The organism is Pseudomonas fluorescens group sp. (assembly GCF_020093335.1).
Classification (GTDB): Bacteria; Pseudomonadota; Gammaproteobacteria; order Pseudomonadales; family Pseudomonadaceae; genus Aquipseudomonas; species Aquipseudomonas petroselini.
Window position 1 is genome coordinate 29,177 of record NZ_JAIOKW010000018.1, and the last position, 26,095, is coordinate 55,271.

A 26,095-nucleotide genomic window follows, 5' to 3' on the forward strand; every position below is an offset into this window, starting at 1 on the left:
CCTAGGCCGCACCCTGCTGGTACTCCCGTGGCGTACAACCGAACTCACGGCGAAACACCGTATGCAAGTACTGCGCGGAGGTGAAGCCGCAGCTCGACGCAATGTCGGCAATGGCCAGGTCGGGGTCGGCCAGGCCCTTGGCGGCGGCGGCGAGTTTGAAGCGCAGGATCTCGTCATGCACGCTGCAGCCGCGCACTTTGCGAAAGTGCGCTTCCAGGGAGGAACGCGACACGCCGACGTAGGCCGCCACCTGCGCGGTCTTGATGCCCTGGCAGGCGTACTGCCGGATAAACAGCAACGCTTGCATCACATAGGGATTGCCCAAGGGTTGATGCAAGCTGGAGGCCTGCACATTGATCGCATCCGGCGGCACCAGGATCTGCGTCCCGGCGCAGGGTTTGCCGTGCAGCATCTGGTGCAGCAACGCCGCGGCGGTGCGGCCCATGGTTTCGGTGCCCTGGATCACCGAACTCAGCGGCACCCGCGTAAGGGTGCGGGTCAGCGGGTCGTTGTCGATGCCGATCAACGCCACCTCCTCCGGCACGGCGATGCCGGCGGTGAGGCAGGCTTGCAGCAACTGCCGGGCGCGGGCGTCGGTGACGGCGATGATACCGATGGGCTTGGGCAGGCTGTGCAGCCAGGCGATCTGTTGTTCCACCGCGCTGTCCCACAACGGCGCACTGGTGCCCAGGCCGCGATACACCTCGACGTGCAGGCCATCGCGTTGCAGCAGACGGCGAAAGGCTTTTTCGCGCTCCTGGGCCCAGCGATTGGCCTGGGCCTCGGGCAGGCTGAAACAGGCAAACCGCGTCAGGCCCGCTTCGATCAAATGTTCGTAGGCCAGCTTCATCAAGGCGTGGTTATCGGTGGCCACATAAGGAATGCCCTTGGGGTAGGCGCGCGCATCCTCATAAGAGCCCCCCACCGCCACCACCGGCAGCGTGCTCCCGGACAACGCCTCGCCGATCAGCGGGTCGTCGAAGTCGGCGATGATGCCGTCGCCCTGCCAGCGCTCGATGCCTTTGAGGCGACAGAGAAAGTCCTCTTCCAGGAACAAGTCCCAGGACGCGCGGGTGCTGCTCAGGTAGTTGCCGATGCCGGCGATGATGCCGCGGTCGTAGATTTTGCTGCCGTTGAAGAGCAAGGCAATGCGGTGCACGGGCGGTAGGGTTTTCATTGTTGTTGTCCTGGGGCCAGTCGCCACAGACTAGACCCTGCCACTCAAAATCGCACTGTCCTTTGGTGATTTTCATAATCGGCAAGGCCGATGCCGTTGCTAGTATCGAGACACCGCCAAGAACAATAAGGAAAACGCCATGCCGTACTTCCCCGGTGTCGAGAAGGTTCGCTTTGAAGGCCCCAGCAGCGACGCCCCCCTCGCCTTTCGCCATTACGACGCCAACAAGATCATCCTCGGCAAACCCATGCGCGAACACCTGCGCATGGCAGCCTGCTATTGGCACACCTTCGTATGGCCGGGGGCGGATATGTTCGGTGTAGGCACCTTCAAGCGGCCCTGGCAGCGCAGCGGCGACCCGATGGAACTGGCCATCGGCAAGGCCGACGCGGCGTTCGAATTTTTCTCCAAACTGGGCATCGACTACTACAGCTTTCACGACACGGACGTCGCCCCTGAAGGCAGCTCGCTCAAGGAGTACCGCCACCACTTCGCGCAGATGGTCGATCACCTCGAGCGCCATCAGGAACAGACCGGGATCAAGCTGCTCTGGGGCACCGCCAATTGCTTCAGCAACCCGCGCTTTGCCGCCGGCGCCGCGAGTAACCCGGACCCGGAGGTGTTCGCCTACGCCGCCGCCCAGGTGTTCAGCGCCATGAATGCCACCCTGCGGCTCAAGGGCGCCAACTATGTGCTGTGGGGTGGCCGTGAAGGCTATGAAACCCTGCTCAATACCGACCTCAAGCGCGAACGCGAGCAACTCGGGCGCTTCATGCGCATGGTGGTGGAGCACAAGCATAAGATCGGCTTCAAGGGCGACCTGCTGATTGAGCCCAAGCCCCAGGAACCGACCAAGCACCAATACGATTACGACAGCGCCACGGTGTTCGGCTTCCTGCATGAGTACGGGCTGGAGCATGAGATCAAGGTGAACATCGAGGCCAACCACGCCACCCTGGCCGGGCACAGCTTCCATCACGAGATCGCCACGGCCGTGTCCCTGGGTATCTTCGGCAGCATCGACGCCAACCGCGGCGACCCGCAGAACGGCTGGGACACCGACCAGTTCCCCAACAGCGTCGAGGAAATGACCCTGGCCACCTATGAAATCCTCAAGGCCGGCGGGTTCAAGAACGGTGGCTACAATTTCGACTCCAAGGTGCGCCGCCAAAGCCTGGACGATGTGGACCTGTTCCACGGGCATGTCGCGGCCATGGATGTGCTGGCCCTGGCGCTGGAACGTGCGGCGGCGATGGTGCAGAACGACCGCTTGCAGCAGTTCAAGGACCAGCGTTATGCCGGGTGGCAGCAACCGTTGGGCCAGGCAGTGCTGGCCGGAGAGTTCAGCCTGGCATCGCTGGCCGAGCATGCGTTTGCCCATGAACTGAACCCGCAGGCGGTGAGTGGTCGTCAGGAGATGCTTGAAGGCGTCGTGAATCGCTTTATCTACACCTGATAGGGGTAAACACTGGCACGTGTGGTGAGCGGGCGTGCCCCGCGCTGGGGCGCTTAGCGCCCCCCCCTACAGGCGATGTGTTTTTACCTGACACGCTGAGGTGCCTGGTTTTGGGGCTGCTTCGCAGCCCAGCGCGGGGCAAGCCCGCTCACCACAGTAAGCCTACTCACCACAGTTACAGTGTTCGTCTAGAGTCTTCCAACAACAATAAAAGGACGCACCACCATGAAGTCATTCAAACGTACCCTGCTCGCCACTGCCCTGGCCTTGCTCGCCCTGCCGGTCATGGCTGACCCCGCCCACCCGAAGATCGGTTTCTCCATCGACGACCTGCGCCTGGAGCGTTGGTCCCGTGACCGGGATTACTTCGTCGCCGCAGCGGAAAAACTCGACGCCAAGGTCTTCGTCCAATCCGCCGATGCCAACGAGCAAAAGCAGATTTCCCAGATCGAAAACCTGATTTCCCGTGGGGTCGACGTCATTGTGATCGTGCCGTTCAACGCCACCGTGCTCACCAACGCCGTCGCCGAAGCCAAAAAGGCCGGGATCAAAGTGGTGTCCTATGACCGCCTGATCCTCAACGCCGATATCGACGCCTACATCTCCTTCGATAACGAAAAAGTCGGCGAGATGCAGGCCAACGGCGTGCTGCAAGCGGCGCCCAAGGGCAACTACTTCCTGCTGGGCGGCGCGCCCACCGATAACAACGCCAAGGTGCTGCGCGAAGGCCAGATGAAGGTGCTGCAACCGGCCATCGACAAGGGTGATATCAAGATTGTCGGCCAGCAGTGGGTCAAGGAGTGGAACGCCACCGAAGCCTTGAGCATCGTCGAAAACGCCCTGACCCGGAACAACAACAAGATCGACGCCATCGTCGCCTCCAATGACGCCACCGCCGGCGGCGCGATCCAGGCCCTGGCCGCGCAGAAGCTGGCGGGCAAGGTGCCGATCTCCGGCCAGGACGCCGACCTCGCCGCGATCAAACGCGTGATCGATGGCACCCAGACCATGACCGTGTACAAGCCGCTCAAGCTGATCGCCTCGGAGGCGGCCAAGCTCTCGGTGCAACTGGCACGCAACGAGAAGCCGACATACAGCTCGCAATACGACAACGGCAGCAAGAAGGTCGATACCATCCTGCTCACGCCGACGCCGTTGACCAAGGCCAATATCGACCTGTTGGAGAAGGACGGGTTCTACACCAAAGAGCAGCTTGCCGGGCAATGACCGCCATGGCCGACTACTTGCTGCAAATGAACGGCATCGTCAAAAGCTTTGGCGGTGTCAACGCGCTCAACGGCATCGACATCAAGGTACGACCGGGCGAATGCGTCGGCCTGTGCGGCGAGAACGGTGCCGGTAAATCCACCTTGATGAAGGTGCTGTCGGCGGTCTACCCGTATGGCACCTGGGAGGGCGAAATCCTTTGGGACGGCCAACCGCTGAAGGCCCAGTCCATCAGCGAAACCGAGGCGGCCGGCATCGTCATCATCCACCAGGAACTGACCCTGGTGCCGGACCTGTCGGTGGCCGAAAACATCTTCATGGGCCACGAACTGACCTTGCCGGGTGGGCGCATGAACTACCCGGCGATGCTCCACCGTGCCGAAGCCTTGATGCGCGAGCTCAAGGTGCCGGACATGAACGTGGCGTTGCCGGTGTCGCAGTACGGCGGCGGTTACCAGCAATTGGTAGAAATCGCCAAGGCCCTGAATAAACAGGCGCGCCTGTTGATCCTCGACGAGCCCTCCTCGGCGCTGACCCGCTCGGAAATCGACGTGCTGCTGGACATCATCCGCGGCCTCAAAGCCAAGGGCGTGGCCTGCGTGTACATCTCCCACAAGCTCGATGAAGTGGCGGCCGTGTGCGACACCATTGCGGTGATCCGCGACGGCAAGCACATTGCGACCACGGCCATGGCCGACATGGACATTGCGCAGATCATCACCCAAATGGTCGGCCGCGAAATGAGCAACCTCTACCCCACCACGCCCCATGCGGTGGGCGAGGTGATTTTCGAGGCGCGCCACGTCACCTGCTATGACGTCGACAACCCCAAGCGCAAACGCGTGGACGATGTGTCCTTTGTGCTCAAGCGCGGGGAAATCCTCGGCATCGCCGGGCTGGTGGGCGCCGGGCGTACGGAGCTGGTGTCGGCGCTGTTCGGCGCCTACCCCGGCCGCTACAGCGCCGAAGTCTGGCTGGAAGGCCAGGTGATCGACACGCGCACACCGCTCAAATCGATCCGCGCCGGGCTGTGCATGGTGCCCGAAGACCGCAAGCGCCAGGGCATCATTCCCGACTTGGGCGTGGGCCAGAACATCACCCTGGCGGTGCTCGACACTTACGCACATATGACCCGCATCGACGCCGAAGCCGAACTGGGCAGCATCGACCAGCAGATCACGCGCATGCACCTCAAGACCGCCAGTCCATTCCTGCCGATCACCAGCCTGTCCGGCGGCAACCAGCAAAAGGCCGTGCTGGCGAAAATGCTGATGGCCAAGCCCAAGGTGCTGATCCTCGATGAACCCACGCGTGGGGTGGACGTGGGTGCCAAGTATGAGATCTACAAACTGATGGGCGCCCTGGCGGCCGAAGGCGTGTCGATCATCATGGTCTCCTCGGAGCTGGCCGAAGTGCTCGGCGTTTCCAACCGCGTGCTGGTGATCGGCGAAGGCCAGCTGCGGGGCGACTTCATCAACGAAGGGCTCACCCAGGAACAGGTACTCGCCGCGGCGCTCAGCCAACACAATAATAATGACCGGAAGACCGCGTAGATGAATCAGCTCAAACAGCTGTTTACCCGCTACAAAATGCTCGCGCTGGTGATCGCCGTGGCGGTGATCTGGCTGTTTTTCAGTTGGCAGACCGAGGGCGGATTCCTCACGCCGCGCAACCTGTCCAACTTGCTGCGGCAGATGTCGATCACCGGCATCCTGGCGTGCGGCATGGTGCTGGTGATCATCAGCGGCGAGATCGATTTGTCGGTGGGGTCATTGCTCGGATTATTGGGCGGCCTGGCGGCGATCCTGGATGTGGTGTATCACATCCCGCTGCTGGCCAACCTGAGCCTGGTGGCGCTGTGCGGCTTGATGATCGGCCTGGCGAACGGCTACATGACCGCTTACCTGCGGATCCCGTCGTTTATTGTCGGCCTGGGCGGCATGTTGGCGTTTCGCGGGATTCTGCTGGGAATTACCGGCGGCACCACCATCGCGCCGGTGTCGCCGTCACTGGTGTATGTGGGCCAGGGTTATCTGCCGCATTCGGTCGGTATCGGCCTCGGGGTCTTGCTGTTTGCCCTGACCCTGTTCCTGACCTGGAAACAACGGCGCAACCGCGCACTGCATGGCCTGGCCGCTCACTCGCGGGTGCGCGATGGCGTGCGTGTGGCAGTGATCGGCGCGGTGCTGGCCGGGTTCGTCACCACCCTCAACAGCTATGACGGCATCCCGGTACCGGTGCTGCTGTTGCTGGTGCTGCTCGGCGTATTCAGCTACGTCACCAGCCAGACCGTGTTCGGCCGCCGCGTGTACGCGGTGGGCAGCAACATGGAAGCCACACGCCTGTCGGGCATCAACGTGCAGGCGGTGAAACTGTGGATCTTCGGCATCATGGGCGTGATGTGCGCCCTCGCCGGCCTGGTCAACACCGCGCGGCTGGCGGCTGGATCACCGTCGGCGGGGAACATGGGCGAGCTGGATGCCATTGCGGCGTGCTTTATCGGTGGCACCTCGATGCGCGGCGGCTCGGGCACGGTGTATGGCGCGTTGCTCGGGGCGTTGGTGATCACCAGCCTGGATAACGGCATGTCGATGCTGGATGTGGACAGCTACTGGCAGATGATCGTGAAGGGCAGCATCCTGGTGCTGGCGGTGTGGGTGGATGTGAGTACGCGCACGGGCCGGCGCTGAATCCACGCCAACGAACACCACAAATCCCCTGTGGGAGGGGGCTTGCCCCCGATAGCGGCAGATCAGTCAATATCCATTTACCTGACCCACCGCTATCGGGGAGCAAGTGGAATCATCGCACCGCCCCTCCCACATTGATCGCGTTCCATTGTTGGGTTAGTGGCGTTTGGTCATGGTTTGTAAAGGGCCAGCAAGGCAGGTCCCTTTTAATCGCAGGACGTTTCCTAGACAATCCTCGCCGCCTTGTGCCTGTTGGAATCGCTGGCTAGTCTGCGGTCCGTCACTGCTCATCAGTGATCGGGTTTAGTCGCCCGGATTCAGAACAGGCGCACGTCTCCCATGAAGCTTTATGGTGGCTGTGCGCAGGGCGCCCTCGGGCGCGCCGGGTTCCTGTTCTGACCGGTCGACTAACCTGCGTACAGCCGCCACCTTCGTTTAGTCGCAAAGCGTGTCGGCTCCTTGATATTCAGACAGGAAAGACACCATGAACAAAGTCCTACCCGATCCACCCCATGATCCCGCAAAAGGCCGCGCCGCCTTCAACCGCGCCATCGACCACTACCTGCCCACCCACGGCTTCCACTGCGTCAGCGACGACCTGAGTTTCGAAGATGCCCTTCTCTACACCGCCAGTTTGCTCGACAGCGCCTCCGCCACCGCCCTGGACTGCGGCGAGCTGCTGCAAAGCCCCGAGCGGGCGAAAATCCTGGCGGTGTGGCATTTGCTGGAGATTGCCAAGACCACGGTGGATCGCTCCATCGAGTGCCTGAACGGCACCAAAACTCCTGCCTGAACGCGGTTAGAAATGTGGGAGGGGGCTTGCCCCCGATAGCGGCAGATCAGTCAATATCCATTCACCTGACCCAAAGCTATCGGGGAGCAAGTGGAATCATCGCCCCCCCTTCCACAGTTGACTGCATTCCAACGTTGGATCGAGGGGGTCAGTCCTATTCAAACGCCTGTCGATTCTCAGGCGTGATCAACTTGAACGGCACCCAGACCACGGTTGACTCCAGCACCTCGCCGCGTACCAGGCGTAGCGCGGTGTCCACTGCGCCACCGGCCTGGCCGGCGGCATCCTGAAACACGCTGACCGCCATCTTGCCCTCAGCCATCAATTTCAAACCGTCCGGGGTGCCGTCGATGCCGCCGACCCAATAGTCCTTGGCCTGCTTGCCGGCCTTTTCCAGCCCCATGATCGCGCCGATCGCCATTTCATCGTTATTGGCCGCAATGATCGAAAAATCGACGCCCTGCTTGACCCAGTCAATGACAATCGTGGCGGCCTGGCTACGTTCCCAGTTGCCGACTTTTTTCTGTACGACTTTCATATCGGGGTATTTGGCGACGACTTTCTCCACGTCCTCGGTACGCATCAAGGAGGATGCGTTGGCCGGGTCGCCGACCAGGATCACCACGTTGCCCTTGTAACCGGCACGGCGCGCCAGCTCTTCCATCTGCAACGTCCCCGACTCCAGCTCGTTGGAGCCGACAAACGCGGTCTGCGCCGGCCACTTTTCCGGGTTCGGATTGCGGTTGACGAATACCAGCGGAATCTTGGCGTCCGAGGCCAGCTGCATCATCTGCGCCGCACTTTTGCCGTCAACCATCGCGACGATGATCGCATCCACCTTGGCGTTGACCAGGTTGCGGAACTGGCGCATCTGCAAATCGACGCTGTCCTGCCCGTTTTCCATAAAGATGTCGACGTTCATGACGCCGGCCTGTTGTTGCACCCCGTTGCGCAGCAGGGTCTGGAAGTTATCGTCGTACTTTGCCATGCCCACACCCAGCAAGGGCGTGGCGGCCTGGGCGGGGCCCGGAATGAGCAGCGTCGCCCCCAAGGCGAGCATTAACCATGTTTTCATGTTCTGACTCCCGCGGCTCAAACGCTGAAATGATGGAGCAGCTCGCGCTGCACTTTGGCCATGTCCGACAGCTCGTGGCTGCTGATGGCCGACTGCTCGGCGCCCTGTGCCGTCTGCTGGGCCGAATCGTTGATCTGGATGACCATCCGACTGGTTTCCTGCACCGTGGCGCTCTGCTCCTCGGTGGCGGCGGCGATCTGAATATTCATGTCGCGGATACTGTCGACCGAGTCGCTCATCGACAGCAGCAAGTCACCAGCGCCCGAGGCCAGGGACACGCATTGGGTGGACTGCGCCTGGCTCTCGTTCATCACGTGCACCACCGAGTGAATCTTTTCCTGCATGAGCCCGATCATGTCCTGAATTTCGCTGGTCGAGGTCTGGGTACGGCTGGCCAGGGAGCGCACTTCATCGGCCACGACCGCGAAACCGCGTCCCTGCTCGCCGGCACGGGCCGCTTCGATCGCCGCATTCAGGGCGAGCAAGTTGGTCTGTTCGGCAATGGTGCGAATGGCGACAACAATGCCCTCGATATTCTGCCCGTACTTCTGCAACTCATCGGTCACCTGCGTGGCCTTGTTCACCTGGTCGGCCTGCTGGCGGATATTGACGATGGTCTCGGCCACGCGCGCCTGCACCTTGTGCGTCAGCTCACTGGTGTCGTCCACGGCCTGGCGGGTGTCCTGCGCGCGCCGGGCCACCTCTTCCACCGTGCTTTCCATCTGCGTCATGGCCGAGGCGGCCGATTGCAAGCGGTCCTTCTGCTCATCCACCACACGGGTGGTCTGCTCGCTGTTCAAGGCGTTGCTCCCGGCGGTCACGGCCAGCGCATCGGCAGAGCCGATCAATTCACGGAAGGTTTTGCGCAGGGCCGCGGTCAGTTCGTTCAGGTAACCGCCCAACTCACCGAACTCGTCTTTACGGCTGACATCGAAACTGACCCGCATGTCCCCCGCAGTGAGCGTCTTGAGCACTTCGCGAAACGCCGCCAGCGGACGCCGCAAGCTGAAGGCGACCCACGTGCCAATCAACACCGCCGCCAGCACCGCCAGCACACACGCGATCAATAGCAAGCTGCGGCTGGTGCCGATGGTGGCATTGGCAGACTGACTGGCCTGGTTAGCGACCTCCAGGGACTGGCTGCCAAACTCGCCAATCCGGTCCAGGGTGGCTTTCAGCGCTGCCTCAACCGCATTGCGTTGCTGCTGCACCTGCGCGGCCAGTTTCGCTTCCACCTGATAAGCCTGGAACAGGCCGTCAGCGGCGGTCAGGTCAGTCAGCAGGCGATTGACCATGACGCCGGCAATACGCCCGACCCTGGGGTCAATCGCCGTCAGGGCCTGCGCGCGGGTGCTGATCACTTCGTCTTGCAGGTTGAGCACACGCTGTAATTTATCAATGGCGGGCGTCACGGTGTGGGCCGCGAAGCCATCGTAGGATTTGTTGACTTCCAACAGCAGTTTTTCAGCTGCGGCCACCTGTTGCGGTTCGCCGACACTGCGCGCATGCGCGATGTAATCCCGCAAGTAGCTGGTCAGCTGCATCGCCTGCGCACTGCTGTAGCCTTGCAGTTTGCGCGTCAGCGCCAACTGCTGCACATGTTGCATGTGGGACGTCATCAATGCCTGTGCCTGTTCGGCGTAGGCCGCTACCTGTTGGCGCTGCTGCGCCAGATTCGCCCGCAGTGCCTCATGCTCGCCGGTGTAGGCAGCGGTGCTGTCGAGCAACTGATTGAACTGGGCGATGCTCTCGGTAAACGGTCGCTTACCGTCCTCGATCTGCTTGGGGTCGGTGCTGATCTGAATGGCCAGCAAGGCCTGGTTGGCGCGCAGGATATGCACGTAGAGTTCACTGGCGGCCCGGCTCAGAGGTGCCGACTGGCCGGTGATAATGGTCAAGCGACTGCTGATGGACTGCGTGTTCTGATAGCTGATCCCCGCCATGATCAGCAATAACAGCACCAACACCGCAAATCCGCCGATCACACGCTGCAATATGGTCATGGCCACCCCTTTTGATTTTTATTCGTTGACCTGAGCGACGACCAGGCGTGCACCTACGAGTCCGGGATCACTCATGATGCTAGTGCCTGTATCGGCTTGGGGGGCCGGGACTTGAGCATCGAACACAGGCTGCTGGTCAAAAAAAAGTGGGAGGGGGCAAGCCCCCTCCCACCTACCTGATGAAATCAGGCTGGGTTTTGCACTGCGATTACTGGCTCAACACCACATCGCGCATCGCCGGGATGTAGCCGTAGTCATAAGCCTCCTGCACAAACGAACGATCGCCCTTCAACACAATCCTGACCGTCGGCGCTTCGGTGCCGCCGATACGGTAGTCGTCGCCGGTGGTGGGCACGCTGTCGATAAACGACGTCACCAGGCCATTGGGCATCACGCAGTGGGAGTACGTCTGGAAGGGCTGTGACGGCGGATTGCCGAGCACCAGACCGGAGGCATTCATCAGTGTGTAAGGGCCGAACAGCTGATCACTGACGAACCCATAAACGCCATCCGGCCCCGTCACGCCATCCGCATAGGTGAACTTGTGACTGATGGTGAACAAGTAGTACTTGTTGTCCTGGAACACATAGTGCGGCCGTTCGGTCTGGTCGTTCACGCCAACGGCCGTCACCAGCGGCGGCAAAATCTCCCACTCGTCACCGTTGAGGTCTTTGGCCACCGCGATGCCGATACAGCCGACCTGATAACGCGCACCGCCGACATCTTCATGCCCAGGCGGCACCAGGCCAATTTCATTCGGGCCCACTTCGTGCGTCCCGCGCTCGCCGGCAACGTTGCCTTCGAACACCATGTACAACTTGCCATCTTTTGGATCGATAAAGGGGCTGGGATCGCGAAAGTTCCAGGTCGAATTTTGCGCTTCGGTTTGGTAATAGATGCCGTCGGCATCAAACAGCGATTTGACCTGATCAAAGCCCTGCAGGGTAACGCCGGTATCCGACGTAACCACTTGGCCCCTGACTTTGGCAATGGTGGCGCCCGGTGTGACGCAGGTGTAGTAAAGGTCGATATCACCGTTGTTATTCAGCAGGATCGGTGTGCCTGCCCATTCACGCGTGGTCGGCGATACGCCTTCGGCCATGACACGGCCGCCGAAGATCCAGTCCTTGCCGGTGCGCGAGTACCAGTAGCAGATACGCGCATGGCCATGGCGGTCTTCCCAATCGCGCTTGATGTCGTAACGGCCATCGGCGTTGATGAATTGTGGATCATGGGGACGACGGTCGGCAGTCAGGGTGAAGATCACTGACCAGCCATTGACCGATACCACCGTGCCATCCAGTTCACGCAAGGGCATGGTGTCCCAGATAAAGACCGTGTCACTCATGACAGGAAAGTCAGGACTCACTAACGGCTGTGTCGTCGTCGGGTCATTCTCATTAACTTTCAGCGCATCGGCCCGTGTCCAGCGAGTGGGTGTGTGATTCGCGTGTTTCATGATGATGTCCTTTTGCTGACGCTTAAGTGACAAGCGAAGATTAAATAGCACATGACAGCCAACAACTTAAGAGTGGCTGAAAGAGCAAGAGATAGTTGGCTCTGCAAGTGCGAAACAAGGTTTAACATGGAAGCCTGCCTGTCGCAACATGAAGAATTATTTAGATTACAAAGGCCATCACTGTATTTATATCCTTGATATAAATACAGTGGCACCCGTATTAAATGATCGTTAAGTAGAAAGCTAGCTAATCAACTACCAAAGATCAGGGCTACCGACTGGGCGCCGGCATTCTTCTGGGTAAAGTCCTTGGCTTGTGCGGCGGTCTTCAAGGTATAGCCATAGTTGGAAAGGGCCGTCCATTGCGCTTTAGGCGACTTCTGGTTGGTGATCGGCGGGACACTGTTGGTATCGGTGAACGTGCCAGTGCCTTTGTCGTCCAACATGCCTTTATTTTGGCTGCCTTCGCCAAAATAGTTACTTTCAGAAAGGATATTGGCGTTTTGTGCCAGGGTAAAACCGAGGTGGAAGTTATTGATGTAGTTGTTGTACACATGAAAATAACCGTAACGCATCAAACCAGGCGCACGCACTTCCATGTTGTCGAAGCGGTTATGGCACAGCGTCAGGCGCGGGTAACCATTGAACTCCGCTTTATTATCATCCGCCGGGTGGCCGAAGATCAGGCCATACTTGTGGCTGCCAAAGAAGCAGTTGCTGATGGTGGCATAATCGGCCTTTTCACCGATATACAGCAGTTTATCTTCACTGCCGTCAGTGGTGGACCAGCTGTGCCCGACGAAAGAGCAATGGTCAATCCAATACTTGCTGCCGTAGTTCAAGTAGACCTGGATATCGTCATTGGCCTTGATACTTGCCGAATGCTTGAAGATAAGATTCTGCAGAATAATGTTCTGCGACTGCGCCGTTGCACGCAGGTGAATATTCTCCAGGGTGCGGTTCTGGAACGAGCCAATCAGGGTCTTGTTGGCGCCCATGTTGACTTTGGTCAGGCTCGACGCCGAGATATTACTGTTGATCACCAGTACCCGTGGGGTGGTGTCGCCGATATTGGCCTTGAGTTGATCGAGTGTGGTGATACTGACCACAGGGCCGGACCAGCCACCTGTCACTTTTGCCGCTTGGGCGAAACCGATCAAACCGGTGAGTTTGCTTTCTGGATAGGACATGAGTTCCCTCTCTATCAATAAAATGGCTCGGTAAGACGAGCCTGTGCATCAAGTTAATCCGTTAACTTGCACACAGTGTTTGGCAGGACTGAGGTTGCCGGGTGTTGGTCGATCAGCGCTTAAACACTGTGTTTATGTACAGTATTCTTGATTGACTGGATCGTCAACCCTTACGCAGACAAAAATGTGGGAGGGGCTTGCCCCCTCCCACAGTTGCCCTGCTGTGTTCTTTTGGCCGTTACTTGGACACAGGCATCGCAAACTCCGCGCCCTGCTCGATGCTCTCCGACCAGCGCTGCATGATCGATTTCTGCTTGGTGTAGAAGCGCACGCCCTCAGTGCCGTAGGCATGCATGTCGCCAAACAGGCTCTTCTTCCAGCCACCAAACCCGTGCCACGCCATCGGCACCGGAATCGGTACGTTGATGCCGACCATGCCCACTTCGATCCGGCGTGCAAACTCGCGGGCGATGTTGCCGTCGCGGGTGAAGCAGCTGACGCCGTTGCCGAATTCGTGGTCGTTGACCAGCTTGATCGCTTCGCCGAAGTCATTCACGCGCACGCAGGCCAGCACCGGGCCGAAGATTTCTTCGCGGTAGATGCTCATCTCTTTGGTCACATGATCGAACAACGTCGCGCCGAGCCAGAAACCGTTTTCCAGGCCCGCTTCGGTGGGCACGTAGTCACGTCCGTCAAGCAGCAATTGCGCGCCGGCCTGCACGCCTTGTTCGATGTAGCCGCTGATGCGCTCCAGCGCCGCACGGGAAACAATCGGGCCCATCTCGGCTTTCAAATCGCGACCGTCGGTGATGCGCAATTGCTTGGCGCGCTCAGTCAGGGCGGCGATGACTGTGTCACCCACATCGCCCACCAATACCGCCACCGAGATGGCCATACAGCGTTCGCCCGCACTGCCGTAGGCGGCGCCCATCAGGGCGTCGACGGTTTTTTCGATATCGGCGTCGGGCATCACCACCATGTGGTTTTTCGCGCCGCCCAGGCCTTGCACGCGCTTACCGTTGCGTGCGCCGGTCTCGTAGATGTACTGGGCAATCGGCGTGGAGCCGACAAAGCTCACGGCCTTGACGTCCGGGTGTTCGATCAGTGCGTCCACCGATTCCTTGTCGCCCTGCACCACGTTGAACACGCCTTTGGGCAAGCCAGCTTCACGCAGCAGCTCGGCCATGAACAACGACGCGCTCGGGTCGGTCGGGCTTGGCTTGAGGATGAAGGTGTTGCCCGCCGCGATGGCGATTGGGTACATCCACATCGGTACCATCACCGGGAAGTTGAACGGCGTAACACCGGCCACCACGCCCAGCGGCTGGCGCATCGTCCAGTTGTCCATGCCACGGGAGACCTGGTCGGAATGCTCGCCCTTGAGCAGGTTAGGAATGCCGCAGGCAAATTCGAGGATGTCGATGCCACGGTCGACTTCGCCCTGGGCATCGGTGAAGACCTTGCCGTGTTCGGCGACGATGATGCGCGCCAGGTCGTCCTTGCGCTCGCGCAGCAGGTGCAGGTATTCGAACAACACACGGGCGCGGCGGATCGGCGGCGTGTCGGCCCAACCGGCGAAAGCGGCCTGGGCAGCGGCGACCGCCTCGGCAACGGTCTGGCGGCTGGCCAGGGCGACACGGCCGGTTTTTTCGCCGGTGGCCGGATTGTAGACGTCCTGATAGCGATCATCGCGGCTCACGCGCTGATCGTTGATGTAGTGCTCGATTGTCGTTGTCATGGCAGTAGATCCCAGGTGGGTAGCGTTGGGACACACGATAGACTTTCGGTTTGTTCCAAACCAGAGCAGAATCCAGAACTTATTGTCCATAGACGCGAACAATAGACCCATGGAAAAATCCGAGATAGAAGGCCTGTGGACCCATATCCACTGGCTCTCCGTGCTGCAGGAACAAGGCACCTACACCGCCGCTGCCGCGCGCCTTGGCGTGAGCAAGTCGGCCGTCAGCCAGCGTATTTCCGACCTGGAAAAAGCCACCGGCACACGGCTGGTGACGCGAACAACGCGCAGTGTGCGGCTGACCGATGCGGGGCTGTCGTTGACGCGAGAGGTGCGCAGCGCCTATGAACAGATCGCCCGCAGCTTCTCGTCGGTGCGCGACTCGGCCGGGGAGATTCGCGGGCTGGTGCGCCTCACCGCACCCGTGGCGTTCGCCCGTCAGCAACTGGTGCCGCACCTGTCGGAGTTCTTGCAACAGTACCCGCAGGTACGTATTCAACTCGACGTGTCGGACGCCCTGAGTTCATTGGCCGCCGAGGGCTACGACCTGGCCGTGCGCCACGGCTTCCAGGTCCCGGAAACCCATGTGGCCTGGAAACTGTGCGACACCGGCTCGGTGCTGGTCGCCACTCGGGACTACCTGCAACGCCACGGCGAGCCACGCGAGCCCGGTGACTTATCGGCCCACAACTGCCTGTTCTACCCACGCGGCACCGACCAGCCCGCCTGGACCTTCGAACGCGGCAGCAAAAACGTCGAGCGCCTCACCGTGCCCATCGCCGGCAGCTTCGCCACCAATAACAGCGAGGCCTTGCGCGACTCGGCGCTCAACCACCTGGGCATCGCCCTGCTCCCGGACTTCAGCGCCCATGCTGCCCTGGCCAGCGGCACGCTGGTGCAGGTGCTCACCGACTGGACGCTAAAAGGCGCGTTTGCCGATGAGATCTACCTGATCCGCCCTTACTCGCCCCATGTGCCGAAGTCAGTGAGTGCATTGGTCAGCTATTTGAAGGAGAAATTGTCAGGCGGGTTTCGATACACCGGCGGTTAATCACTGCTAGGTGTTGGGGCTGCTTCGCACCCCAGCGCGGGGCAAGCCCGCTCACTACAACAGCTCTAGCTGGGCATGGGGCGGGCGACAGCCTATAAGCACCTGGAGCAACTCAAGGGCTGACCTGCCATTGCGGTTTCGGAAGCGCTTGTGGTGAGCGGGCTTGCCCCGCGCTGGGGTGCGAAGCAGCCCTGATCCAGTCAGCGCATTTTTTCAGACAAACATCACGGCTAGGTTGTGGAGCGGCAGACGATCTACAAGCACCTGAAAGCACTCAAGGACTGACCTCCTATTGAGGTTTCGGAAGCTCTTGTAGTGAGCGGGCTTGCCCCGCGCTGGGGTGCGAAGCGACCCTGATCCAGTCAGCGAATTTTTTCAGGTAAACATCACGCTAGGTGTTGGGGCTGCTTCGCACCCCAGCGCGGGGCAAGCCCGCTCACTACACCCATCACTTTTTTGCACAACGCTCGGGTATTTTTGGGCGTTCTGCTCTGATTTATGCGTGCCTATACTCGGTCCAGCCTCTCGGCCCAGCCGAGGGGCAGTCCCACAACAATAATTAAGGACACCCACCATGACCCAGCCCTTCCTGGCCGCTCGGGATTTCCTGCTCGCTCACCGCACCGACTACGCCACTGCCGTACGGGATTTCCGTTGGCCGCAACTGGGCGAATTCAACTGGGCCCTGGACTATTTCGACGCCATGGCCGAGGGCAATCCGGCCAATGCGCTGTGGATCGTCGAAGAAGACGGCAGCGAGCAGCGTTACAGCTTCCAGCAGTTGGCCGCGCGCGCTAACCAGGTGGCCAACCACCTGCGCGCCCTCGGCGTGCGGCGTGGTGATCGCGTGCTGTTGATGCTCGGCAATGATGTGGCACTGTGGGAAACCATGCTCGCCGCGTTCAAGCTCGGGGCGGTGGTCATCCCCGCCACGGCCCTGCTGAACGCTGATGACCTGCGCGACCGGATCGAGCGCGGGCAGGTGCGTCACTTGGTGGTCGGCGAGGCGCATGTCAGCAAGTTCGCCGGCCTGGCGGACGGTTGCAGCCGCATCTGCGTGGGTTCGGCGCCTGCCGGCTGGGTCGCGCACAGCGCCGCCTTTGCATACCCCGAACACTTCGAGGCCGAAGGCCGCACCCTGGCCACCGACCCGATGCTGCTGTATTTCACCTCCGGCACCACGTCGAAGCCGAAGATGGTGCTGCACAGCCACCAGAGCTACCCGGTGGGGCACCTGTCGACCATGTACTGGATCGGCCTGCAACCGGGCGACCTGCACCTGAATATCTCGTCGCCGGGCTGGGCCAAGCATGCGTGGAGCTGCCTGTTCGCGCCGTGGAATGCCGGCGCGTGCATCTTTATCCATAACGTCGCGCGTTTCAGCGCACCCACCCTGCTCAGCACATTGGAACGCTACGGCGTGACCAGCCTGTGCGCGCCGCCCACGGTGTGGCGCATGTTGATCCAGGAAGACCTGGCCAGCTACAAGCCGCGCCTGAGCCTGCGCGAACTGGTCGGCGCCGGCGAGCCGCTGAACCCGGAAATCATCGAACAGATCCAGCAGGCCTGGGGCTTGCCGCTGCGCGATGGTTTTGGCCAGTCGGAAACCACCGCGCTGGTGGGCAACACCCCTGGCCAGTTGCTCAAGCCCGGTTCCATGGGCCGCCCGTTGCCGGGCTATCAAGTGGCCTTGCTCGATCCCGACGGCAACCCCGGCACTGAGGGCGAAGTCGCCCTGCCCCTGGACGTGCGCCCGCTCGGCCTGATGCTGTGCTACGAAGACAGCCCGGAAAAAACCGCCGAGGTCATGCGTGACGGCTACTACCGCACCGGCGACACCGCGCAAATCGACGCCGACGGCTACATCACCTTCGTGGGCCGCGCGGATGATGTGTTCAAGGCTTCCGACTACCGCATCAGCCCTTTCGAACTGGAGAGCGCGCTGATCGAACACCCGGCGGTGATGGAAGTTGCCGTAGTGCCCAGCCCCGATCCCTTGCGCCTGGCGGTGCCCAAGGCGTTCCTGATATTGGCCCACGACGCCCCCGGCAGCGCCGAACTGGCCCGGCACATCCTGGCCTTCGCCCGTGAGCATTTGGCGCCTTACAAGCGGGTGCGGCGTATCGAGTTCGTCAGTGAACTGCCCAAGACCATCTCCGGCAAGATCCGCCGGGTGGAACTGCGCCAGATGGAGGTGCTGCGCCGCCAGAGCAATACACGCGGCGAGCAGGAACATTTCGAGGAAGATTTTGGCTGAAAAAAAGCCCGGCGACCTCACAAGGCATCGCCGGGCAACGTGAAGCGACCAGCTTCAGAAACGCGGTTTGACGGTCTTCCAATCCGGTTGGTAACGCTGCATCTGTTTCACGTCATCGCGCTGGCGGATGCCGCAACTCAGGTACTGGTCATGCAGCTTGCCCAGTTGATCATGATCAAGTTCAAGGCCCAGCCCGGGCGCGCGGGTGAGCGTCACACAGCCATCGACAATCGGCACTTTGCCGCCCTTGATCACCTCCTCGTCCGGTTCCTGCCAGGGGTAATGGGTGTCGCAGGCGTAATCGAGGTTGGGGACCGACGCGGCCACATGCGCCATCGCCATCAGGCTGATGCCCAAGTGTGAGTTGGAGTGCATCGACACGCCCAGGCCGAAGGTCTGGCACATTTTCGCCAACGCTTGAGTGTCGCGCAGGCCACCCCAGTAGTGATGGTCGGCGAGTACGATCTGCACGCTGTCCTGGGCCACGCTGCGGCGGAACTCGTCAAAGTCGGTGACCACCATATTGGTCGCCAGGGGCAAGCCCGTACGTGTGTGCAGTTCGGCCATGCCCTCCAGGCCTGGGGTCGGGTCTTCGTAATACTGCAGGTCATCGCCGAGCAGTTCAGCCATACGAATCGAGGTCTGCAGCGACCAGTTGCCATTCGGGTCAATGCGCAGCGGCACACCGGGGAAAGCCTTTTTAAGCGCCTTGATGCAGCGCACTTCATGTTCAGGTTCCAGGGCACCGGCTTTAAGCTTGATGCTTTTGAAACCATAGGCTTCGATCATCCGCCTCGCCTGGGCGACGATCTGCTCTTCGTTGAGCGCTTCGCCCCAGCTATCGGGCTTGTAGGGAGAGTCGATGTGTTCGGCGTACTTGAAAAACAAGTAGGCACTGAACGGGATCCGGTCACGGATCGCCCCACCGAGCAAGTCCACCAGCGGCACGTTCAAGGCGTGGGCCTGGAGGTCGAGCAAGGCCACTTCGAACGCCGAATAGGCATTGCTCACCGCCTTGCTGGCATGAGAACCCGGCGCCAGTTCCGCGCCGCTGAGGCTCGCGGGTTTGTGCGCGGCCACCGTGGCCTGGACGATGGCGCGCAGCCCATTGAGATTGAAGGGGTCCAGGCCGATCAGTTGCGGCTGCACCAGCTGCTTGATCGCCAGCGCCGGGGCATCGCCGTAGCTTTCGCCGAGGCCGATGTAGCCGGTGTCGCTCTCGACTTCGATGATCGAGCGCAGTGCGTAGGCTTCGTGGATACCGCTGGCGTTGAGCAACGGTGGGTCGCGAAAGGCGATAGGTGTGACGGTAACGCGGACGATTTTCAAGAGGCGGCTCCCTGTGGGCCTGGACGCAAGGCGTGTGGGTGAGTAGTCGGTGTGGACGTAGGCGGCACTGCGCCGCGCGGTGCGGTACGGGCAAAAAACACCACCACCGCCGCCACCAGCGATGTGGCGGCCAGGCCATACAGCCCGCCTTCGATGGAGCCGGTGGTCTGTTCCAGCAAACCGAAGGTGGTGGGTGCGACGAAGCCGCCCAGGTTGCCGACCGAATTGATCAAGGCAATCACCGCCGCCGCGATCCGCGCATCCAGATAACCCTGGGGGATCGGCCAGAACAAGGCAGAGGCGGCCTTGAAGCCAATCGCGGCAAAACAGATGGCGATAAAGGCAAACACCGGCCCGCCGGTGGTGGACATGAACATGCCGAAGGCGGCGATCACCAGCATCAGCGCAACCCACGCCTGCTGATGTTTCCACTTGCTGGCCAGGGCGGCGAACGCGTACATGGCGACGATGGAAATCAACCACGGAATCGAGTTGAACAGGCCCACCTGGAAGTCGCCCAAATCGCCCATTTTCTTGATCATGCTGGGCAGCCAGAAGGTGGCGCCGTAAATGGTCAGGGCGATGGAAAAGTAGATAAAGCAGAACAGCGCGATCTGTTTGTCCGCCAGCAACTTGAACATCGACGGCCGGGTGACCTGGGACGCTTCACGGGCCTGCTGTTCAAGGTCGATGGCGCTGACCAGCGCCTGTTTTTCTTCGTCGCTGAGCCACTTCGCCTGATGCGGATGGGATTGCAGCCAGAACCACACAAACCCGCAGAGCAGGATGGAAGCAAAGCCCTCAATCAGGAACATCCACTGCCAGCCATGCAGGCTCAAGCCGTTGACGTGCAGCAGCGCCCCCGACACCGGCCCGGAAATCACCGAGGCAATCGCCGAACCACTGAGGAAAATCGCCATCGCCTTGCCACGCTCGGCCGCCGGCAGCCACTGGGTGAAGTAGTAGATGATGCCGGGGAAAAACCCGGCTTCGGCAGCGCCAAGGACAAAGCGCAGGATATAGAAACTGGTTTCACCTTTGACGAAGGCCATGGCCATCGCGGCCGCGCCCCAGGTGAACATGATGCGCGTCAGCCAGGCCCGTGCGCCGTAGCGCTGCAACAGCAGGTTGGAGGGCACTTCGAAGATCGCGTAGCCAATGAAGAACAACCCGGCACCCAGGCCATAGGCTGCCGCGCCAATGCCGAGGTCGGTCTCCAAATGGCTGCGCACAAAGCCGATATTGACCCGGTCGATGTAGTTGACGATGAACATCACCACAAACAACGGCAAGACATGACGCTTGACCTTGGCGGCCGCGCGGGCGAGCACGCTAGGGTCTGGCGGATTCTGGAGGGTATCCAAGGGCAACTCCCACTCATTATTGTTTTAGGGACGCTTGAAGCATGGACGCCAGAGATTGTTCCCGTCTAATCTAACTTGGCATTCGATTGATACCAGGATTAGATCAATGTTCGAGCTGACTCAACTGCGCTGCTTCACCACCGTGGCCACCGAGCTGAATTTTCGGCGCGCGGCCGAACGCCTGAACATGACCCAGCCGCCCCTCAGCCGGCAGATCCAATTGCTCGAGCATCACTTGGGGGTCGAGTTGTTTACCCGCACCACTCGCAGCGTGGCACTCACCGCCGCCGGCCGGGCGTTTTTCATCGAGGCGCAGAACCTGCTGGAGCGCGCCCAGCAAGCGGCCGTCACCGCGCGCCGCTTCGCCGAGGGCGATATCGGTACGGTGAACATCAGCTTCGTCGGCAGTGCGGTGTATGAGTTTTTGCCCAGGGTCATCGCCGAGGCGCGGCTCAAGCAGCCCCACGTCAAGATCGACCTGGCGGAAATGAACACCTACCAGCAATACGAAGCCCTGCGCGCCCGCCGCATCGACCTGGGTATCGTGCGCGCGCCGTTGCTGGAGCCGGGGTATGCCACCGAATGCCTGGTGCGCGAACCCTTCGTGCTGGCGGTGCCGAGCAGCCACCGGCTGGCCAATACCGAGACGGTCAGCGTGCACGACCTGGACGCCCAGCCCTTCCTGATGTACGCCCACTCCGCCTACCCGCCGTTCAACGAACTGCTGACCGGCCTGTTGCGCTCGGCCCGCGTTGCACCGGAGTACGTGCAGTGGCTGGGCTCATCCCTGACCATCCTGGCATTGGTCAACGCCGGCATGGGCCTGGCGCTGGTGCCGCGTTGCGCCAGCAGCGTGGTGTTCAAGAACGTGGTGTTCCGCGATATAGACCTGGGCGAAGGAGCACAGAGCGAGCTGCACTTGATCTGGCGCGAGAACAATGACAACCCGGCGTTCGCGATGTTGCTGGACGGGATTCGCAACGCCGTGCGCGACGGCTGGGCAGACTGACTGCGCACGCCCGACGCCCCGGTGCTGCACGCGTCGGGCAAGGGCCGTCACCGGGTCAACGTCACGCGCGGCAGACAGGTCAACGCGGCGGCGGCTGCACGGCCTCAAACACCAACCCATGGCTGTCACTCACCTGCCATGGGTTGGCAGACCCAGTCTGGCTGAATACCACGTGGTCGAAGCGCGAGTCTTTCAACCCGTCAATGCGCGCCTTGGCCGCGCCACTGAACCGCACGCGCTCGAACACCAGGCCCTGATGATAGGCATTGTGCTGGGCGTCGCCCTTGACTTCGATCGCAGCGCCCTGGGCATTCTCGACGCTGACATCACTGACGCGGATGTCCTTGAACTGCCCTGCCACCGTCGAGCGTTGGTAGTCGAGCTTGGCGTTCGGGTCGTTGTAATCCAGGGTAAAAATGAACGCCTGCTTGACGGTGTTGCGGATCGCCGAGTCGCGGAATGTCACGTTGCGCGCGCCGCCGCCCATGAAGTTGGTGCTCTTCATGCGCAACCCGGCATCGGTGCCGTCGGACACGTTGTCTTCGGCCAGGATGTTCTGGATCCAGGCGCCGGTGTGGCTGCCGGCAACCACCATGCCATGGCCCTTACGGAAGTAGTTATTGAAGATCCACGCATCCTCCTGCGGCCGTTGGTGCACCGCGTCGGCCCCGGTGCCGGCGGCAAAATTGACGCAGTCATCGCCGGTGTCGAAGAAGTTATTGAACACCATCGCGCCCTTGCTGTTGGCGAACTCGATGCCGTCACCGTTGTTGGCGTCATACGTGGTGTGAGTGGTGTTGGCCAGCACCACGTTTTCGGTCTCCAGGTTCATGATGCCGTGGAACGCTGGGTTCAATACGGTAAAGCCACCGTAAAACACGTTTTTCACGTTGCGCAGGGTGATCAGCGAAGAGCGCATCTGCCCGTAGGCGTCCTTGACGTTCATGCCCCGCGCCACCGCTTGCTCCACTTGAGCCTTGGCCAGCAGGCCATCCTGCAGGTAGCGCGTGTTGTCGCTGGGCACATAGAACGGCAGGGTTTGCCCGCGTTCGTCGCGTACATCGGCGTTGCGCTTCCAGCCGTTGCCGTCGAGGGTGCCCTTGCCGACGATACGGATGTTCTCGAACGTTTGGTGCTGACGCGGATCGCGCGGCAGTGCGTTGATCAGCGAGGCCGGACGCACGGTGCTGGAATACGGGTATTGGATGTACCCCGCGAGCGGGTAATCCTCGGCGCGCTCGGAACCCAGCAGGGTCGCGCCGTCGGCGATCTCCAGGGTCATGTTGCTCTTGAGGTAGAGCGCCCCGCTTTTGTAGGTGCCTTTGGGCAGCAACACTTTGCCGCCCACCGTGCAGGCATCAATAGCGCGCTGGATCGCCAGGGTGTCGAGATGAATACCGTCGCCCTTGGCGCCATAGTGCTTCACGTCGAACACCACCGGGACCGGCGTGGTGCGTTGCAGCACGGCGGCACTGTCGGCCGATTCCTTGCCGCTGCTGTCGACCGAGCGCACGGTAAACCGGTACGGGGTGTCCGGCTTCAGGCCTTGGGCGGTGTAACTGTGAATGCCGATGCGATGGTGAAAGTTCGCCCGGTCCTGTTGGTAGAAATGGTCAATGTAGGGTTTGGCCGGCGACACCTGGTCGTTGTTGGCGTTGGCGCTGCCCAGTAAGGCGCCGTTGGCGTAGACCCGGTAGTCCTTGATGCCGTCGTGCGCGAGGGGTTTTTCCCAGACCAGGATGATCTGCTGGTCGTCATAAGCCAAGGTCGGCACTTGCAGCTTGGACGGTGCCTGCAGCGCCCATGACAGCGGACTGCAACCGAGGGCCGCGATGGCCAGCAGCCAACGGGTCGAGGTTTTTTGCGAGGGTTGATGCGGCATGTTGTTCTCCTTGTTTTTGCCGGTTATCACACCGAGGGCGTTAAGCCTGCCGCCCGGCTTCTTCGAGGTATTGACTGCGATTGACGAAGGTCTCTCGAGGCATTTCCCGCACATCCATGGACAGCGCTTCAACCTGCGGCAGCACTTCGATCAGGGCGCCCAGTGTCGCCGAAGCGAGGCTGCGTTGCTGCTCGGCGCTGCGCCCGGCGAACAGGTACAGCGCCACATGCACGAAGTCATCTTGCGTCGCGCCGCAGCGGTAATGGGTGAAGCCGTTGAGTCGCACTTTGATGTCGCCCGGCTTGAATAGGCCGAAGCTGTCGAGGGCATCGTGCACGGTGGCCAATAGAGCTTGTTCGCCGATGCGCTGGGCCAGGGTGGCAGGGCAATCGATGATGCAATGGGGCATGGTGGATCCTCATGGTGGACTGTGGAAGCCGTCGAGCTTCAGCGATGCAAGCGGGGCTCGACAGCGCCCACAGTTGAGCCTCGCAGTGGCTTTACTGGGCGCCGAGGGCCTTGATCAGCACGTCGAGTTGCTCCACTTCTTCAGGCAACAGGTCGGTCAGCGGCGCGCGCACCGGGCCGGCGTCGTGGCCGACCAGGCGTGCGCCGGCCTTGACGATGCTCACGCCGTAGCCTTCACAGCGGTTACGGATGGCCAGGTACGGCAGGAAGAAATCATCGATCAAGCGCCCCACCGTGGCGTGATCGTCGGCAGCGACGGCGTGGTAGAAATCCATGGCGGTTTTCGGGATGAAGTTGAACACCGCCGAGGAGTACACCGGCACGCCGAGGGCCTTGTAGGCCGCCGCGTAGACTTCGGCGGTCGGCAGCCCACCGAGGTAGGTCAGGCGATCACCCAGGCGGCGACGGATCGACACCATCGACTCGACCTCGCCAATACCATCCTTGAAGCCGATCAGGTTAGGGCAGCGCTCGGCCAATTGCTCCAGGCTGTCGGCGTTGAGGCGGCACAGGTTGCGGTTGTACACCACCACGCCGAAATCCACCGAGTTGCACACCTGCTCAACGTGGGCCACCAAGCCTTTCTGGCTGGCTTCGGTCAGGTAGTGGGGCATCAGCAGAATCCCGGCGGCGCCCAGGCGCTCAGCTTCCTGGGCATAGGCGATGGCCTGGCGGGTCGGGCCCCCTGCCCCGGCAAGGATCGGCACCTGGCCTTTGCAGGTGTCGACGGCCGTCTTGATGATCTGTGTGTATTCCTTGGCTTCCAGGGAGAAAAATTCCCCGGTGCCGCCGGCGGCGAACAGCGCGCTGGCGCCGTACGGCGCCAGCCATTCCAGGCGGCGGGCATAGGTGTCGGCGCGGAAGTCACCGGCCGCGTCAAAGTCAGTAACAGGGAACGACAGCAAGCCGGAAGACAGGACTGTTTTTAGTTCTTGTGGCGTCATGGTTCGCAAACCTCAGATCGAAAATGAAGGGATACCTTAAGAGGTACGTCATCGTACAACTATATAAATACTTAAGCCAACGAGATATTTCACCTAACGGTAATTTGCGGAAATCATCAATAAAACATGACAATTACTGCCGGACGCACAGGAGTACGCCCAGCAACTCAATGATCATGTTGTACGATGACTTTGCCTTATTAGCTGGCTTGACGCCGCTCGGACGCCTGACTGAAGTCTCGACTGGCCTGCACCAGCATCCGCGTATAGTCGTGTGCCGCCAGGTCCTGGCTCAGGCCCTGACTGTCGAGGAGTTCGACAATCCGCCCCTGCTGCATCACCGCTACGCGGTCGCACAGGTGCGTCACCACCCCCAGGTCGTGCGTCACCATCAGGTAGGTCAGCTTCTCCTGCGCGCGCAGGTCGGTGAGCAGGTTGAGGATTTCGGCTTGCACGGAAACGTCCAAGGCCGAGGTAGGCTCATCCAGCAACAACACGCGAGGCTCAAGGATCAGCGCCCTGGCGATGGCCACGCGCTGACGCTGGCCGCCGGACAATTGATGCGGGTAACGGAAGCGGAAGCTGTCATTCAGGCCGACCTTGCGCAGGATCTCGTCGATCCGGTCGTCCTTGTCCCCTACCCCATGGATAATCAACGGCTCACGCAAGGCGGTATCGATAGTGTGCCGCGGGTGCAAGGAGCCGTAGGGGTCCTGGAAGACCATCTGCACTTTGCGAAAATGCGCCTTGGGAATCTTGTGTTGCAGCGGTGCGCCGGCAATGCTCAGCTCACCGCTCCACTGCCGGTATTGCCCGGCCAGGCAGCGCAGCACGGTGGTCTTGCCCGAACCGGACTCCCCCACCAGGCCAAAGGATTCGCCGTCGGCAACACTGAGGCTGACATCGTGCAGCACGTGATTGAGACTCGCGCCGGTGCCGAAACTCAGGTTGAGCGCGTGGGCTTGGATCATGGGCATGGTCAG

At 61.1% G+C, this 26,095-nt stretch carries 20 protein-coding genes and 1 pseudogene; 8 read left to right on the forward strand and 13 right to left on the reverse strand.

From position 1 onward, the window contains the following. Position 1: 1 nt before the first annotated feature. On the reverse strand, positions 2-1,177 hold the full coding sequence (locus K7431_RS18890) for a XylR family transcriptional regulator (protein WP_012723531.1): 1,176 nt from the start codon (positions 1,175-1,177) through the stop codon (positions 2-4). 139 nt (positions 1,178-1,316) lie between these two features. On the opposite strand from K7431_RS18890, the gene xylA reads away from it, so the two are divergent. From xylA to K7431_RS18915, 5 genes are all read left to right on the forward strand, one after another. Then, on the forward strand, positions 1,317-2,633 hold the full coding sequence (gene xylA, locus K7431_RS18895; RefSeq protein WP_012723530.1) for a xylose isomerase: 1,317 nt from the start codon (positions 1,317-1,319) through the stop codon (positions 2,631-2,633). 225 nt (positions 2,634-2,858) lie between these two features. Then, positions 2,859-3,860 (forward strand): D-xylose ABC transporter substrate-binding protein, encoded by a 1,002-nt coding sequence (gene xylF / locus K7431_RS18900; RefSeq protein WP_012723529.1) that lies wholly within the window; start codon positions 2,859-2,861, stop codon positions 3,858-3,860. Next, on the forward strand, positions 3,857-5,413 hold the full coding sequence (gene xylG / locus K7431_RS18905; RefSeq protein ID WP_012723528.1) for a D-xylose ABC transporter ATP-binding protein: 1,557 nt from the start codon (positions 3,857-3,859) through the stop codon (positions 5,411-5,413). Before xylF ends, xylG begins: the two co-directional genes overlap by 4 nt. Then, the gene (locus K7431_RS18910; protein WP_012723527.1) at positions 5,414-6,550 is read left to right on the forward strand and encodes a sugar ABC transporter permease; all 1,137 of its coding nucleotides are present in this window, start codon (positions 5,414-5,416) and stop codon (positions 6,548-6,550) included. 484 nt (positions 6,551-7,034) lie between these two features. Beyond that, positions 7,035-7,343 carry a DUF6124 family protein gene (locus tag K7431_RS18915; protein ID WP_012723526.1) on the forward strand — a complete coding sequence of 103 codons (309 nt, stop codon included), beginning with the start codon at positions 7,035-7,037 and terminating at the stop codon, positions 7,341-7,343. 154 nt (positions 7,344-7,497) lie between these two features. Here K7431_RS18915 and K7431_RS18920 read toward each other — a convergent pair whose 3' ends face one another. From K7431_RS18920 to K7431_RS18940, 6 genes and pseudogenes are all read right to left on the reverse strand, one after another. Next, positions 7,498-8,418: a substrate-binding domain-containing protein gene (locus tag K7431_RS18920; RefSeq protein WP_012723525.1), complete on the reverse strand. Its 921-nt coding sequence runs from the start codon at positions 8,416-8,418 to the stop codon at positions 7,498-7,500. Positions 8,419-8,435: 17 nt separating this feature from the next. Further along, a complete protein-coding gene (locus K7431_RS31205; protein ID WP_370636130.1) occupies positions 8,436-9,149 on the reverse strand; it encodes a methyl-accepting chemotaxis protein in 714 nt (237 codons plus the stop codon). 144 nt (positions 9,150-9,293) lie between these two features. Next, positions 9,294-10,421, reverse strand: a pseudogene (locus K7431_RS31210) (HAMP domain-containing protein); the annotation flags it as partial. Positions 10,422-10,629: 208 nt separating this feature from the next. Next, positions 10,630-11,880: a glycoside hydrolase family 68 protein gene (locus K7431_RS18930; RefSeq protein ID WP_012723523.1), complete on the reverse strand. Its 1,251-nt coding sequence runs from the start codon at positions 11,878-11,880 to the stop codon at positions 10,630-10,632. Between the two features lie 251 nt (positions 11,881-12,131). Then, on the reverse strand, positions 12,132-13,070 hold the full coding sequence (locus tag K7431_RS18935; protein WP_012723522.1) for a pectate lyase family protein: 939 nt from the start codon (positions 13,068-13,070) through the stop codon (positions 12,132-12,134). A gap of 238 nt (positions 13,071-13,308) precedes the next feature. Further along, positions 13,309-14,808, reverse strand: a complete 1,500-nt coding sequence (locus tag K7431_RS18940) for a CoA-acylating methylmalonate-semialdehyde dehydrogenase (RefSeq protein WP_012723521.1) — start codon at positions 14,806-14,808, stop codon at positions 13,309-13,311. Positions 14,809-14,917: 109 nt separating this feature from the next. Between K7431_RS18940 and K7431_RS18945 the strand changes: the two genes are divergently transcribed. Beyond that, positions 14,918-15,859: a LysR family transcriptional regulator gene (locus K7431_RS18945; protein ID WP_012723520.1), complete on the forward strand. Its 942-nt coding sequence runs from the start codon at positions 14,918-14,920 to the stop codon at positions 15,857-15,859. A 574-nt stretch (positions 15,860-16,433) separates the two neighbouring features. Beyond that, a complete protein-coding gene (locus K7431_RS18950) occupies positions 16,434-18,116 on the forward strand; it encodes an AMP-binding protein (RefSeq protein ID WP_012723519.1) in 1,683 nt (560 codons plus the stop codon). 54 nt (positions 18,117-18,170) lie between these two features. Here the strand turns inward: K7431_RS18950 and K7431_RS18955 are convergent, their stop codons facing one another. Both K7431_RS18955 and K7431_RS18960 read right to left on the reverse strand, forming a co-directional pair. Beyond that, positions 18,171-19,445 (reverse strand): glucarate dehydratase family protein, encoded by a 1,275-nt coding sequence (locus tag K7431_RS18955; RefSeq protein ID WP_012723518.1) that lies wholly within the window; start codon positions 19,443-19,445, stop codon positions 18,171-18,173. Continuing rightward, positions 19,442-20,809, reverse strand: coding sequence for an MFS transporter (locus K7431_RS18960; protein ID WP_043206203.1), 1,368 nt, complete (start codon positions 20,807-20,809; stop codon positions 19,442-19,444). Before K7431_RS18960 ends, K7431_RS18955 begins: the two co-directional genes overlap by 4 nt. A 106-nt stretch (positions 20,810-20,915) precedes the next feature. On the opposite strand from K7431_RS18960, the gene K7431_RS18965 reads away from it, so the two are divergent. Continuing rightward, on the forward strand, positions 20,916-21,818 hold the full coding sequence (locus K7431_RS18965; RefSeq protein WP_012723516.1) for a LysR family transcriptional regulator: 903 nt from the start codon (positions 20,916-20,918) through the stop codon (positions 21,816-21,818). A 79-nt stretch (positions 21,819-21,897) separates the two neighbouring features. On the opposite strand, the gene K7431_RS18970 is transcribed toward K7431_RS18965, so the two are convergent. The 4 genes from K7431_RS18970 to K7431_RS18985 all read right to left on the reverse strand — a co-directional run bounded on the left by K7431_RS18970 (position 21,898) and on the right by K7431_RS18985 (position 26,089). After that, entirely contained in the window at positions 21,898-23,700 is a 1,803-nt protein-coding gene (locus tag K7431_RS18970) for a glycosyl hydrolase family 28 protein (protein ID WP_012723515.1), read from the reverse strand. A 40-nt stretch (positions 23,701-23,740) separates the two neighbouring features. Next, on the reverse strand, positions 23,741-24,109 hold the full coding sequence (locus K7431_RS18975) for a 5-carboxymethyl-2-hydroxymuconate Delta-isomerase (protein ID WP_012723514.1): 369 nt from the start codon (positions 24,107-24,109) through the stop codon (positions 23,741-23,743). Between the two features lie 91 nt (positions 24,110-24,200). Continuing rightward, complete coding sequence (gene kdgD / locus K7431_RS18980) at positions 24,201-25,112, reverse strand: 5-dehydro-4-deoxyglucarate dehydratase (RefSeq protein WP_012723513.1); 912 nt, start codon at positions 25,110-25,112, stop codon at positions 24,201-24,203. Between the two features lie 200 nt (positions 25,113-25,312). After that, positions 25,313-26,089, reverse strand: a complete 777-nt coding sequence (locus tag K7431_RS18985) for an ABC transporter ATP-binding protein (protein ID WP_012723512.1) — start codon at positions 26,087-26,089, stop codon at positions 25,313-25,315. Positions 26,090-26,095: the final 6 nt, after the last annotated feature.

What these genes read in the sequence shown, in the direction of transcription:
- K7431_RS18890 (WP_012723531.1), bottom strand. Translation starts at nt 1,177, where the DNA reads ATGAAAACCCTACCGCCCGTGCACCGCATTGCCTTGCTCTTCAACGGC.
- xylA (WP_012723530.1), top strand. Translation starts at nt 1,317, where the DNA reads ATGCCGTACTTCCCCGGTGTCGAGAAGGTTCGCTTTGAAGGCCCCAGC.
- xylF (WP_012723529.1), top strand. Translation starts at nt 2,859, where the DNA reads ATGAAGTCATTCAAACGTACCCTGCTCGCCACTGCCCTGGCCTTGCTC.
- xylG (WP_012723528.1), top strand. Translation starts at nt 3,857, where the DNA reads ATGACCGCCATGGCCGACTACTTGCTGCAAATGAACGGCATCGTCAAA.
- K7431_RS18910 (WP_012723527.1), top strand. Translation starts at nt 5,414, where the DNA reads ATGAATCAGCTCAAACAGCTGTTTACCCGCTACAAAATGCTCGCGCTG.
- K7431_RS18915 (WP_012723526.1), top strand. Translation starts at nt 7,035, where the DNA reads ATGAACAAAGTCCTACCCGATCCACCCCATGATCCCGCAAAAGGCCGC.
- K7431_RS18920 (WP_012723525.1), bottom strand. Translation starts at nt 8,418, where the DNA reads ATGAAAACATGGTTAATGCTCGCCTTGGGGGCGACGCTGCTCATTCCG.
- K7431_RS31205 (WP_370636130.1), bottom strand. Translation starts at nt 9,149, where the DNA reads ATGACGCAGATGGAAAGCACGGTGGAAGAGGTGGCCCGGCGCGCGCAG.
- K7431_RS18930 (WP_012723523.1), bottom strand. Translation starts at nt 11,880, where the DNA reads ATGAAACACGCGAATCACACACCCACTCGCTGGACACGGGCCGATGCG.
- K7431_RS18935 (WP_012723522.1), bottom strand. Translation starts at nt 13,070, where the DNA reads ATGTCCTATCCAGAAAGCAAACTCACCGGTTTGATCGGTTTCGCCCAA.
- K7431_RS18940 (WP_012723521.1), bottom strand. Translation starts at nt 14,808, where the DNA reads ATGACAACGACAATCGAGCACTACATCAACGATCAGCGCGTGAGCCGC.
- K7431_RS18945 (WP_012723520.1), top strand. Translation starts at nt 14,918, where the DNA reads ATGGAAAAATCCGAGATAGAAGGCCTGTGGACCCATATCCACTGGCTC.
- K7431_RS18950 (WP_012723519.1), top strand. Translation starts at nt 16,434, where the DNA reads ATGACCCAGCCCTTCCTGGCCGCTCGGGATTTCCTGCTCGCTCACCGC.
- K7431_RS18965 (WP_012723516.1), top strand. Translation starts at nt 20,916, where the DNA reads ATGTTCGAGCTGACTCAACTGCGCTGCTTCACCACCGTGGCCACCGAG.
- K7431_RS18970 (WP_012723515.1), bottom strand. Translation starts at nt 23,700, where the DNA reads ATGCCGCATCAACCCTCGCAAAAAACCTCGACCCGTTGGCTGCTGGCC.
- K7431_RS18975 (WP_012723514.1), bottom strand. Translation starts at nt 24,109, where the DNA reads ATGCCCCATTGCATCATCGATTGCCCTGCCACCCTGGCCCAGCGCATC.
- kdgD (WP_012723513.1), bottom strand. Translation starts at nt 25,112, where the DNA reads ATGACGCCACAAGAACTAAAAACAGTCCTGTCTTCCGGCTTGCTGTCG.
- K7431_RS18985 (WP_012723512.1), bottom strand. Translation starts at nt 26,089, where the DNA reads ATGCCCATGATCCAAGCCCACGCGCTCAACCTGAGTTTCGGCACCGGC.